This is a genomic window from Acinetobacter sp. ANC 5045 (assembly GCF_004331005.1).
Classification (GTDB): domain Bacteria; phylum Pseudomonadota; class Gammaproteobacteria; order Pseudomonadales; family Moraxellaceae; genus Acinetobacter; species Acinetobacter towneri.
The window spans coordinates 558,132-570,200 of sequence record NZ_SJNS01000001.1; the positions used below are offsets into that span (position 1 = coordinate 558,132).

Consider the following 12,069-nt stretch of genomic DNA (forward strand, 5'->3'; position numbering starts at 1 on the left):
TTCCTTATGTTATTTGGCTTATTGTGAAGAAAATTTTTCAATGATGAAAGGCACAATTTTGGTCACTGCAACAGTCGTTTGCTCAGCAGTTGCCAAGGTTTTCACTGCCAATTGCTGTGCTTCCGCTTCGCGCTCACCAAAAATCAAGGCATAGATTGCACCTGATTGATCGGCTTTTTTCATTTGGCTTTTCATTGAGCCTTGTGAACCAACTTTTAAGCGAATCTGGCTGCCCGCTTGTTCGAATTGGTCACGAATTTGCTCAGCTAAAACCAACGCCTTGCCTTGAGTTGTTGGATCTGCCAACAAGAATACTTCACAATCACGTACAGGCGTATTGTCTTCGACTTGTTCAAGCAACAACAATAAACGCTCAATGCCCATGGCGAAGCCCACGGCAGGTACGGACTGATCTGCCTTACCCTTCAACTGCCCAACCAAACCATCATAGCGCCCGCCTGCACAAACTGTGCCTTGCGAACCTAAATGCGTGGTTGTCCATTCAAAAACGGTTTTATTGTAATAATCTAAACCACGTACCAGTTTTTGATTAATCACAAACTCAATGCCTGCATCGGTTAAATACTGCTGTAATTGGGCAAAGTGATTCAGCGTATCTTCACCCATAAAATCATGCAATTTTGGAGCATTTTCTAGGATGCTTTGCGTTTTAGCATCTTTCGAGTCCAAAATACGCAGTGGGTTAGTACTTAAACGACGCTGTGAATCTTCGTCTAAATCGGCTTTGTGCGCTTCCAAAAACTCAACCAAAGCGGCACGATACGCTGCGCGCTCATCCGACTCACCCAGCGTATTCAACTCTAAGCGAACTTTATCGGCAACGCCCATACGTTTCCATAAACGCGCAGTCATTAAAATAAGTTCGGCATCCATATCTGGTGTTGCAACGCCAAAAGTTTCTACACCAAATTGGTGGAATTGACGATAACGACCTTTTTGCGGTTTTTCATAACGGAACATCGGGCCGATATACCACACGCGCGGTGTCGCACCACGTAGCAAATTGTGCTCTAACATGGCACGTACACAACCTGCAGTTCCTTCAGGACGCAAAGTCAAAGACTCAGGCGGATTGCCCTTGTCTAAGAATGTGTACATTTCTTTTTCGACGATATCGGTAGCATCACCAATTGAACGCTTAAACAAATTGGTTTGCTCAACCATCGGCAAACGAATTTGTTGATAACCATAAGCATCCATTAAAGATGCTAAATGTTGCTCTAGACGTCTCCACGCAGGTGTTTGCGTTGGAAGAATGTCATTAAAACCTTTAATTGCAACAATTGAACTCATGACTTACTCAGAAAAATTTGTACGAATAATCTCTTTAGATTTAGCTTCTTCAAGCTCTGTAACACGCTGACGAACCATGCTTTCGATTTCATCAACGAGTTGATTGGTATCAATTAAATGGCTCTTTTCACCATTACGATAAACCAATGAACGCGGACTTGCGCCCACCACACCAATATCAGCTTCTTTAGCTTCGCCCGGGCCATTCACTTTACAACCAATGACCGATACATCCATTGGAGTACGAATATCTTCTAAACGCTCCTCCAATGCCTGCATTACAGAAATGACGTTAAATTCCTGACGTGAACAGCTTGGGCAGGCAATAAAGTTAATCCCGTTAGAGCGTAAACCTAAAGATTTTAGAATATCGAAACCGATTTTGACTTCATCTTCAGGTTCTGCCGCAAGCGAAATACGCATAGTATCGCCAATACCTTCCATGAGCAGACCGCCCAAGGCAATTGCAGATTTTACGGTGCCTGTACGGTAAATACCTGCTTCAGTTACGCCTAAATGTAATGGATTATCAATTTGTTGTGATAACAAACGATAAGCATCCATGGTTAAAAACACATTCGATGCTTTGACTGAAACTTTAAATTCCTGAAAATCTAAACGGTCTAAAATATCAATATGACGCATGGCAGATTCCAGCAATGCTGCACCTGTCGGCTCGCCATATTTTTTCTGAATATCTTTTTCCAGCGATCCTGCATTCACACCAATTCGCATAGAAATATCATGATGTTTGGCAGCAGCCACCACTTCACGAATCTTGGCTTCCGAACCAATATTACCTGGGTTAATCCGCAAACAGTCTGCACCTGCATCGGCAACTGCCAATGCAATTTTATAGTCAAAGTGAATGTCTGCCACCAACGGCACAGATACTTGCTTACGAATTTCACCAAATGCAGCTGCGGCTTCCATGGTTGGTACAGAAACACGCATGATGTCTACGCCCGCATCTACACAACGCTGAATTTGCGCCACAGTTGCAGCAACATCACAGGTTTCTGTATTGGTCATACTTTGGATGCTGATGGGCGCATCACCACCCACATAGACAGAACCCACACGGATTTTACGGGTCGGACGGCGTTGAATTGGATTTACAATCATGATATCGCTCTACCTTGCTGCATTATCGAGATAAACGGAATTCTGCTTTTCCGTTCACAGTATATGGCGATAATGAAATCGACTCATTGTTCAAACTTAATGACACAGCAGTCGCATCATCTAAGCGAATTTGAAATGGGGCTTCGCCTTGTAAATTTAAAGTAGAGGCTTGACGTCCTGTCGCTAAAACATTGCCAGCAGAGTCAACAATATGCACTGAAGTTGGACGAGCAAATTGCAAATTCAGCTGATCGCCCGAAGCAAGTGCAGGTGTGCTGCCTGTCGCATTGTCAGAAATGATTTGCACATCGGATTGCAGTACTGCAATTTCAGGTTCTGCTCCATCTTGACCAGACGACATCCAGTTTTGAATTAGCGCGACCAATGCCCACAACAACAGTAATACCGCCACAATCACGGCGATACGTGTGAGCCACTTTTTATTACGATCACGGTTAGAGCCAGGCAGTTTTCCCATAATTTTGATGGGTGAATTGTTCAAGGCGTGATTTGGCAACAAGCCTGTATCGTTGGCATAAATTTCATCAAAACGCTGAATAATGGCTGAAGCATCGACCTGTAAATATTTGGCATAGGTACGATAATAGCCTTTAATAAAGGTCGCTTCAGGCAAAGCGGTATATTCGTCTTGCTCTAGCGCTATCAGCGTTTTTAATGGAATTTTCAAATCTTTTGAAACATCATCCAGTTCGCGTTTTTGATTGACGCGAATTTGACGAAGGTACTCACCTGGACGTTGAACATTTCCTAATGCATGGGGTACAGGCGTTGTCCCCTGTGTGGGTTGCGGTGAATTAGGATTTACTTCCATACGGCCTCAGTACTGTACTGTAATTGCAAATAACGTTGGTATTCTTGGCTATTGGGAAATAATGCACGCAGCTGGTTCACTAAAACCTGAGTTCCCAATTGATCGCCATTGGCACGTGCTAAACGAATCCCAATCCATAAGGCACGCGCACCCTGATTTTTTTGCCCCACAGCACGTACAAATTGTTCATACAGCTGTCGTGCGGGTGCAAATTGTTGTCTTAAATATAAAATTTCCGACAACTCTAACATTGAAACATAAGAATCGCGATTGGCTTGCAAGGCTTGTTTGAATGACTTTTCAGCATTCTCTACATCGCCTAATTTCAAGTAAATACGACCTACATTTTCCAATGCTCTAAAGCGCTGATCATAACCCAGCGTTGCACCTGCAATGCTGAGCTGCTCAATCGCATCATTATAGCGTTCTACTTGATATAAATACGTACCATAGTTGTTACGCGCTTGTGCATTTTTGGGGTCAGCGGCAATGGCACGCTTAAAATATGCATCGGCTTTTTCTAAATTCAGCTTGCTACCTTCTTGTTGCAGCAACACACCCATCATCATATTGGCGGTGGAATCACGTGAATCACTTTCCAGCGCTTGATCGAGTGCACGTTTGGCTGAGTCTAAATCGCCATTTTTTAAGTATTCTGCTGCCAACTGCGTACGTACTTGCACCGCTTTTTCAGGGTCTTTTTGCCCTAAGGTTGGAGCTGTGGTTTGACAAGCTGCAGCAAAAATTGCCGAAATACAAACAGTTGTAATTTGTGCGATTTTAAATACAGGCTTATTCAATGGACATCCCCTTTGCGTCTTCGTTCGATGCAAGTTACTTATCTATAAAAGTCATTATCCTTGCGAGCGTATGATTTCATTTTGCGCTGCAACTTTCTTTTTCCACTGTTCGGCACGGCGGGTGCGGTCTGCCACTTGTCCGACCAATTGCCCACACGCGGCATCAATATCATCACCACGTGTCTGACGAATCGTACACACAAAACCTGCATCAGACAAAGTTTTTTGGAAAGAAATAATTCGATTTCGGCTTGAACGTCCATACGGCGCGTGTGGAAATGGGTTAAATGGAATCAAATTAATCTTGCTTGGCAGGTTCTTGAGTAGCTTAATCATTTGCTGCGCATGTTCAGGATGGTCATTTACACCATCTAACATGACATATTCAATGGTCACGTGTTTACGCGCACTTTCGTTGCCATCTTTGCCAATATAACGCTGACAAGCTGCGATTAATTGTTCCAATGGATATTTTTTATTGATTGGAACAAGTTCATCACGCAGTTCGTTATTGGTGGCGTGCAAAGAAATTGCCAAAGCCACATCAATATCTTGTGCCAATTGGTCAATTTTAGGTACAATACCCGAAGTCGATAAAGTCACACGACGCTTAGACATGCCATAAGCAAAGTCATCTAGCATAATGCGCATGGCGTTCAAGACGGCATCGTAATTCAACAACGGTTCGCCCATACCCATCATCACCACGTTGGTCACAGAACGCTCACGTTCAATCACAGGCACATCTTCCATATAGGAATAGTTTGCCATCCACAACTGACCAATAATTTCGGCTTGGATTAGGTCACGCTGAAAACCTTGTTTACCCGTAGAACAAAATGAACAGTCAAGTGCACAACCTACTTGCGATGAAATACACAGGGTTTTACGTGAGCCAGTTTTGTCTTCGGCAGGAATCAGAACGGTTTCGACCAATGAGCCTTCACCATCACCCACACGGAATACCCACTTACGAGTACCGTCTTTAGAATAATTTTTATGCACCACTTCAGGCGCTTTAATTTCACAAATCTTTTCCAGTTTTTCACGTAACTTGCCTGAAATATTGGTCATTTCAGCAAAATCTGTAACAAAAAACTGGTGAATCCATTTCATCACCTGCCCTGCACGGAATTTCTTCTCGCCTAAATCTTCAAAGAATTTTTCCATTTGTGTACGTGACATGCCAAGGAGATTCACTTTCTCTGCAGTCGCAGACTGTGCAGGAGCGGACGCAGATGCTTGCTGAACATCTGTCGCAGATGCAGCGAGGACTTCTGTACTCATGTGTGTATACCTAAACCATGTCTAAAGATGAAAGGAGAAGCTCAAGAGGTGAGCAAAGGTTTATTCAGAAAATAAAAATCGGAGAATAAAAAACCAGATAAGCATAATAACACTTATCTGGTTTGAATACTGCGTATTAACGAGTACGTGGGCAAACTTCAGTTTGAGCAAAGAAGTAGTTTACTTCACGCTCTGCAGATGCAACTGAGTCTGAACCGTGAGCAGCGTTTTCATCGATGCTTACAGCGAAATCTGCACGGATTGTACCAGGTGCAGCTTCTTTAGGGTTTGTTGCACCTAAAATTTCACGGTGAGCAAGAACTGCGTTTTCACCTTCAAGAACTGAAACAACGACTGGACCAGAAGTCATGAACGCAACTAGGTCACCAAAGAAACCACGTTCTTTGTGCTCAGCGTAGAAGCCTTCAGCTTCAGCTTGAGAAAGGTGTTTCATTTTAGTCGCAACGATTTTAAGACCAGCTTTTTCGAAACGAGCAAAGATGTCACCGATGTGGTTTTTAGCAACTGCATCTGGTTTTACGATAGATAAAGTACGTTCAATAGCCATGATTGGCTCCTTAAGTCAATGTTGACGCGAAAATTTTGCCGCATTATACCGAATAATGGGCTATTTTCTGCTTTTGATGTGTAAAAAAATTGCTTTTTTCGATATGAAGCGCATTGTGCAGGACCTTGATCGGCAAATCAATCTTGCTTCACACCGCTAGATTAACGTGCTTCGTCAATCCACGCCATTTGAATGGCTTCTAAGATGCCTTCAGTCGATTTTTCGGGATCATCTTGAAACTCTGGCAAAGCACAGACCCAAGCGTGCAAATCGGTAAAACGAATCCATTGCGGATCGACATCGGGATGCGCCTCATATAACTCAATGGCAATGTCGATGCTGTCCGTCCAACGTAAACCCATGTGTATTCCCTATTCTAGTCAAGACAGCGACTACTTTAACAAATTTCGCATGGGCTGCCTGCCATTACTGCACTGAATTTTCGATTTGGTTTTATCCAAGCTTATAAAACAATATTTACATAAGGTGCAGCCAAAATAATCGCACTCGCCACTGAACCGCCAATCATCGCCCCGACTGCCACATCACTCGGATAGTGCAAGCCTAAAATCATACGGGAAACGGCCACCAAAATCGTAAAGGGCAACATCAACATCAACAATACTGGCTGGATATAACCCAAAACCGTTGTGGTCATGACTGCATGCAAAGTGTGACCTGATGGGAAGCTAAAATGATCTAAGGGACGTTCACCCAAACGGATCACTTGGTGTACCTGATACGGACGTGGACGGACGGTTTTTTGTTTTAAATATTTATAAATACCTGTGCCGACAGATCCGCCTAACAACAGATAAATAATTTGTAAACTATAACCAATGCCCTGCATCATCCATGCACTTGCGAGCATGACATACCAGAACACACCATCGCCCAAACGGCTAATAACTTTAAAAAATTGTGCCACCCGCTGAGAGTGGGAAAAATGGTTAAGATACAAACAGCCTTTTAAGTCGAGATCCAGCATTCTTATTTTTGCATTTTTAAACTTCATCAGTTCTCTCCTCTTTGGCGTATAGCTAAGATGGCATGTGTAGCTCCTTCGCCACCTGATATAACGCCTGCTCAAATTGTTGGACTGGATACTGCCAGCCAATATTTAAAGTCGCTTTGCGGGCGTGTTCGCCCATCTGTCTAAGGGTTGTAAGATCTGGAAGTCGGTGGATATGACCGACCAAATCTTCTGGCTGACCGAGTGGACTCAACCAACCTGTTTCATTCGGTTTTAGATGTAAACGTGCACAAGCATAATCATACGCAATGACAGGTAAGCCACTGGCCATGGCTTCTAACACGACATTACCAAAGGTTTCCACCTGACTGGCGAAAGCAAATACATCGGCACTGGCATAGGCTTGTGCAAGTGCTGTCCCACTTAAACTACCTGTAAAAACAATATCTCCCTGAGTGTTCAAGGCTTCTAAACGCTCACGGTCTGGGCCATCTCCAACAATCACCAATTTCACAGGCTGTTCGGTATTTTTTGGCATACGCTGATAGGCATCAATAATAAGATTGACTTCTTTTTCAGGTGATAAACGCCCGACATACAACATCACCCGCGTGTTTTCACTGGCACCCCAACTTGCTCGCAGTTGGGTCGAACGAAAATCTGGTGAAAAATATTCAACATTGACACCACGCCCAACCACCACCAAAGGCCCTTGCACACCAAACTGACGCAATGATTTTTCAGTATGGCTACTTGGCACACACGTCAGCGAGGTATTGTTATGAAACCATTTTAGATAGTGCTGAATTGGCTTGAGTAAAAATGCCAAATCGAAAAAACGGCTAAAATCTTGAAATGCGGAGTGAAAACCACTTGATACTGGAATATTTTTTGATTTTGCAATATGTAAACTGGCAAGCCCTAAAGGGCCTTCAGTGACGATATGCACCACATCAGGTTGAAACTCATCTAAAGCCTGCGAAAGTTTAGACCACTGCGGCCAGCCAAATTGTAAATTATGATATTTAGGAATGGCTTGTGCTTTTACCAGACATTCTTGATACGGTTGGAATTGAGTGCAGGCTTGTTTTTGTTCAGGGCGAATCAATAAAATTTTGTGTCCAAGTTCCTGCAATCCTTTGCAAAGCTGCAACAGTGAACGTGCCACACCATTAATTTCAGGTGGCCAAGTTTCTGTTACAAGGGCAATTTTTAAACGTGGGCGGACAAGGTCTGAGAGTTCAGAGGTAGGCTGGCTGCTTTTTTGTTTTTGATCTTGTTTGAAATGAAATTTAAATGCATCGCTGTAACGCTCTAATTTACTGCTCTGCTTTGCCAATACATTGCTCATCGCCTTTTTGCTCAATTCTTATTTTATGCTTGCTAGCATAGAGCAGCTGCATTGCAGTAATATGATGCTTTGGTGACACATTTGTCATTTTTTAAACAACTAGATGACCACTCATACCTAGTTTTATGTATATCCTTTGCTGTCATTCAGCAAAAAATAGATAAAAAAAGCAGATATTGTCTACCTGCCTGCTGAATATCTTGTTTGCTGAATACCTGATCCGCGGCGCATTTTGTCTGGAACTGCCGCACATCTAAGCCCTCTAAAAAAGTAAATTAATATACAACTCATCGGTATAACGCCCTGCTGGCGTTGTCAAACTCGGTTGTTCATCCAAGCGTACCGCGACACTGTATTTATGTCCTGTCGTAGAAACATGCCCTGCGATAGGCGTGTTCCACAGATTTGTTTTTGCTCCCATAATACTCATACTGGTGCGTAAACGGTGTGTGCCATTATTCACAAAACTGCTGCCATGTTTGTCACGTAAATTACGACTACTGAACTGAATGCTATAACCTCGATCACAGCGCACATTAAAACTGGTTGCAGTCTGGCTACGGTATTGTGAGCTCATTTGCAATAAAGATTCACTGACCGAACCAATGGTGCAAGCCTGTGCAGGAAAACAAATCCAGCATCCACACAGCACTAGACTTAATTTTTTTACCATCCCTAATCTTTTCATGTTCTCATCCTCAATCATCCTGCTGATATACTTACTGACAAATCAAATCTAACTGTCTGGTTTGTGGAACAGTGCCTGCTTTAATTTGAGGGACTTCAAGTGAACTATGGCAAACTTTTCCACCTTTGGTTTTAACCTTCAGCGTATAACTGCCTGCTTTCACACCATATAAATGTACTTTTCCATCGCTGCCCACAGGTACAAATTCGGTTGCATCATCACTTAAATACACTTCACTGCCCTGCACAAAGGTCTGCTGATCGGGCGTGAGTAAACGCAATATGATCAATCCTGTACGCTGAACAGGGAAATTCACTTTATAGCCGCGTTGATTCATACCAATCACTTTTTGGCTTGAATATTCAAAGCTGTCATACAAATCTAACTGGTCTTGATCAAAAGACACGTCGTAATTGACGTAAGGCACAATGTCGTGCACAAACACATAACCGTGTTGATTGGTTTTAGCAACAGGTGTTAAGGCACGTTGTACTTCCACATTTGGAATATCACCAACATTCACCAAAGCAAAAGCATTGTCTACGTATTTGGTCATGGCCCATTTACGGTCTAACCACACTACTGCACCCTGATAATTGGCTTGACTGTAGCTAAAGCTCTCACTTTCATCGTGGCTTAAATATAAATTGCCCATCGGCATTTTCAGGGCGGTATAAGCATTTACCCCAATATCCCCTTCTGCTTGTTGGTGACGCACAGCAAGGGTGTAATCCACACCATTTTGCGTCAGACTGCTTTGTGCATAACGCAACTGGGTTTGCTCATCAAAATTATGCGAAAGCTGCGCACTGCGGCGTTGGTCAAATTGATAGTTCAGCGTTAAATATGCCCCGTCGCTATCCTGCATTTTCAAATCTTTATAATAAGAAAACGACAATGAAGTTTGACGCCCAAACATACGAGAAAAACCGACTGTAAGCATTTGACTATCTGCAAAGCTATTATTTGCATTGGGATGATAACGGCGCTCTAGATAGTTCACATTTAAGGTATTAATGAAAGGAATATTGAAAATACTGACATAAGCTAAGTTGTCGTATTCCACTGTTTGTGTCATATCGCTATAACCCAAACCACGATATTCAGGACTGTAGTATTTATGACTTGCACCAAGTGCAAGCCGACTTCCATTACGGCTTAACGAAGCACCAAAGGTATAACCATCGCCCCAATCACTGTGGCTAGACGCAGCATGCGTATCTAACAAGGCATATTTGCTGAGAGATTGCGTCCATAGCAACCCGACATTCTGCACATCTTTGCTATAACTTAAATTGGTTCCTAACGTCGTGCTGTCTGTAATTCCACGTCTGAAATAAAGGTTGCCAAAAAACTCACGATAATCATCCGACACGTAGTCGTAGTCATAACGCAGCTTTCCTGCAGAAAAGTTGTATTCGTTCAGTCCTGGTTTGAGTAGTTGCGTGGTGACATAAACTGGAAAAGATTGCACGGTACGATTTCCCAATACATCTTCCACCACCACTTGCGCCTCGCCCGACTGCTGAATATTTGCACCCGTATTTAAGGTATAGTGCCCAGGCGTCACTTGTTGCTGATATAAATTGATGCCATTAATGTATAAATCGACGGTGGATGGCAGTACAGCACTGCCTCTTAAGGTGGGTACATTCCAATAAATAAAGTCTGGATAACTACTAAAATTTGAACCAAAAGACACACCACCAAATCTGAATGTATCTAATAAAGGATTGTAAACGCTGGTGTTATCGCCCAAAGTTAAACGCTGATAGCGTGATGGAAATTCTATTTCAAAACTGGTATTCAAACGCAGTAGCTTATCTTGATCTTGCTCTGCCTCTTTGCGATACATCATGCCATTTTTAAAAATCCAGTAATCCTTAAAAATACCAAGCTCCGCCAAGCCATTTAATTCATTGTAATTATCATAACGTGCATACAGCACATCATAATTTAAAAAACCGCCCAACTCTGCTTTAGATGGAATCGCATGGGGTTGGCTCAGTTGTGCATCTATAAAATAGCTGGCAGGTACAGTCAATTTAATCGCTTGCAGCGCAAAATCTTGCTCAGACTGAATTTCATTGGTGGTTACAGAACAGAACTGAGTTTGTGCGCTGTGTTTTTGTAAACGGTCTTGCTGTAAACCGAGTTGTTGCAAGACCTCACATTCCATATAGCGTTGCCCATCCTGCTGCAACACCAGACTTTCAATGACACGATCTACGCCATTTAGCCAGACACTATTCAATGCCATTTCAGTATTGGCAGCATTGGCGGGTAATGGTATCCCCCACAGGATACATTGCAGCGCAAAAAACAGTCGAGTTCTATGCATGATTTAGCCCTTCATTTTTAACTCAATGGCTTGCTCACTTTTATCTGTTTCAAGTTTGAGTATGTAATTTTTCAAATCACTAAGTTTGATTTGCCCCATATCAAAGCTGTGTTTTTGTTGATTTAACAAATATTTCATTTCACGTGTGGTTGCAATGGGTTGTTTTTGTTGATTTAAAATGCTGATTGAAGAAATTTGCACATGCGATGCAGCATGATTTTCTATCTCTAAAAATAAATGGTCGTTTTGATAACGCGGGGTTGCAGTCACCTGAATAGCATCTTGCTTACCCACAAATAAAGGAACAGAAATCGTAAATAAAAATTGCAGGGCGTCTTCTTCCACCACAGGGGCAATTTCTTTAAAAACAATACGCCAAGTTTTTTCTTGCGCCATTTCTTCCTTAGAAAGTGGTCGGCTAAAACCTACGCGTATCACTTGTTGTGCATTCGGTTGTAAAACAAAGTTTTTAGGATTAATTAAGATGTCTTGTTCTGGTTCTAGCACATCTTCACCCTGTGCATTTTGCGACCATTTGTAGGCAGACATTTCAAAGCTTTTCGGTTCAGTAAGGTCTGTGGCTTCCATGACCACCGTTGCACTGCGTTGTCGTGCTTTATCGCCCAAATACATTTGAGTCGGTGAAATCACCAAATTTGCATAAACTGCCTCTGCACATAAACAACTTGCGACCAGCACATATTTCAATAATTTTTTCATGCATCCCCCAACAATGTCTGATTACGCTTGTCTTTAGACTAAAAAGTTGACTCCACCCTGTCGGTAAAGC

Annotated in this window: 12 protein-coding genes; all 12 read right to left on the reverse strand. The window is 42.6% G+C overall.

The genetic code is table 11. The features are described 5' to 3' along the window. Window positions 1-18: 18 nt before the first annotated feature. Window positions 19-1,314 carry a histidine--tRNA ligase gene (gene hisS, locus E0H79_RS02790; protein WP_004975101.1) on the reverse strand — a complete coding sequence of 432 codons (1,296 nt, stop codon included), beginning with the start codon at window positions 1,312-1,314 and terminating at the stop codon, window positions 19-21. Between the two features lie 3 nt (window positions 1,315-1,317). Continuing rightward, window positions 1,318-2,439 (reverse strand): flavodoxin-dependent (E)-4-hydroxy-3-methylbut-2-enyl-diphosphate synthase, encoded by a 1,122-nt coding sequence (gene ispG / locus E0H79_RS02795; protein WP_131260758.1) that lies wholly within the window; start codon window positions 2,437-2,439, stop codon window positions 1,318-1,320. Between the two features lie 22 nt (window positions 2,440-2,461). Next, a complete protein-coding gene (locus tag E0H79_RS02800) occupies window positions 2,462-3,271 on the reverse strand; it encodes a helix-turn-helix domain-containing protein (protein WP_131260759.1) in 810 nt (269 codons plus the stop codon). Next, window positions 3,262-4,050 carry a type IV pilus biogenesis/stability protein PilW gene (gene pilW, locus E0H79_RS02805; RefSeq protein WP_373683867.1) on the reverse strand — a complete coding sequence of 263 codons (789 nt, stop codon included), beginning with the start codon at window positions 4,048-4,050 and terminating at the stop codon, window positions 3,262-3,264. Before pilW ends, E0H79_RS02800 begins: the two co-directional genes overlap by 10 nt. A 75-nt stretch (window positions 4,051-4,125) precedes the next feature. Then, window positions 4,126-5,358, reverse strand: coding sequence for a 23S rRNA (adenine(2503)-C(2))-methyltransferase RlmN (gene rlmN / locus E0H79_RS02810; RefSeq protein WP_131260761.1), 1,233 nt, complete (start codon window positions 5,356-5,358; stop codon window positions 4,126-4,128). A 136-nt stretch (window positions 5,359-5,494) separates the two neighbouring features. Continuing rightward, entirely contained in the window at window positions 5,495-5,926 is a 432-nt protein-coding gene (gene ndk / locus E0H79_RS02815) for a nucleoside-diphosphate kinase (RefSeq protein ID WP_004975092.1), read from the reverse strand. A 161-nt stretch (window positions 5,927-6,087) separates the two neighbouring features. After that, a complete protein-coding gene (iscX, locus tag E0H79_RS02820) occupies window positions 6,088-6,288 on the reverse strand; it encodes a Fe-S cluster assembly protein IscX (protein ID WP_004975089.1) in 201 nt (66 codons plus the stop codon). A 101-nt stretch (window positions 6,289-6,389) separates the two neighbouring features. Then, the gene (locus tag E0H79_RS02825) at window positions 6,390-6,941 is read right to left on the reverse strand and encodes a phosphatase PAP2 family protein (protein ID WP_004975087.1); all 552 of its coding nucleotides are present in this window, start codon (window positions 6,939-6,941) and stop codon (window positions 6,390-6,392) included. A gap of 25 nt (window positions 6,942-6,966) precedes the next feature. After that, window positions 6,967-8,250, reverse strand: a complete 1,284-nt coding sequence (locus E0H79_RS02830) for a glycosyltransferase family 4 protein (RefSeq protein WP_131260762.1) — start codon at window positions 8,248-8,250, stop codon at window positions 6,967-6,969. A 262-nt stretch (window positions 8,251-8,512) separates the two neighbouring features. Continuing rightward, on the reverse strand, window positions 8,513-8,938 hold the full coding sequence (locus E0H79_RS02835; protein WP_131260763.1) for a hypothetical protein: 426 nt from the start codon (window positions 8,936-8,938) through the stop codon (window positions 8,513-8,515). Between the two features lie 31 nt (window positions 8,939-8,969). Further along, complete coding sequence (locus E0H79_RS02840; protein WP_131260764.1) at window positions 8,970-11,279, reverse strand: fimbria/pilus outer membrane usher protein; 2,310 nt, start codon at window positions 11,277-11,279, stop codon at window positions 8,970-8,972. Window positions 11,280-11,282: 3 nt separating this feature from the next. Beyond that, window positions 11,283-11,999: a molecular chaperone gene (locus E0H79_RS02845; protein ID WP_104852477.1), complete on the reverse strand. Its 717-nt coding sequence runs from the start codon at window positions 11,997-11,999 to the stop codon at window positions 11,283-11,285. Window positions 12,000-12,069 lie beyond the last annotated feature (70 nt).

Excerpts from the sequence above, each read along its gene's own strand:
- hisS (WP_004975101.1), bottom strand. The coding sequence starts at position 1,314 with ATGAGTTCAATTGTTGCAATTAAAGGTTTTAATGACATTCTTCCAACG.
- ndk (WP_004975092.1), bottom strand. The coding sequence starts at position 5,926 with ATGGCTATTGAACGTACTTTATCTATCGTAAAACCAGATGCAGTTGCT.
- E0H79_RS02825 (WP_004975087.1), bottom strand. The coding sequence starts at position 6,941 with ATGAAGTTTAAAAATGCAAAAATAAGAATGCTGGATCTCGACTTAAAA.
- iscX (WP_004975089.1), bottom strand. The coding sequence starts at position 6,288 with ATGGGTTTACGTTGGACGGACAGCATCGACATTGCCATTGAGTTATAT.
- E0H79_RS02840 (WP_131260764.1), bottom strand. The coding sequence starts at position 11,279 with ATGCATAGAACTCGACTGTTTTTTGCGCTGCAATGTATCCTGTGGGGG.
- ispG (WP_131260758.1), bottom strand. The coding sequence starts at position 2,439 with ATGATTGTAAATCCAATTCAACGCCGTCCGACCCGTAAAATCCGTGTG.
- E0H79_RS02845 (WP_104852477.1), bottom strand. The coding sequence starts at position 11,999 with ATGAAAAAATTATTGAAATATGTGCTGGTCGCAAGTTGTTTATGTGCA.
- rlmN (WP_131260761.1), bottom strand. The coding sequence starts at position 5,358 with ATGAGTACAGAAGTCCTCGCTGCATCTGCGACAGATGTTCAGCAAGCA.
- E0H79_RS02835 (WP_131260763.1), bottom strand. The coding sequence starts at position 8,938 with ATGAAAAGATTAGGGATGGTAAAAAAATTAAGTCTAGTGCTGTGTGGA.
- E0H79_RS02830 (WP_131260762.1), bottom strand. The coding sequence starts at position 8,250 with ATGAGCAATGTATTGGCAAAGCAGAGCAGTAAATTAGAGCGTTACAGC.
- E0H79_RS02800 (WP_131260759.1), bottom strand. The coding sequence starts at position 3,271 with ATGGAAGTAAATCCTAATTCACCGCAACCCACACAGGGGACAACGCCT.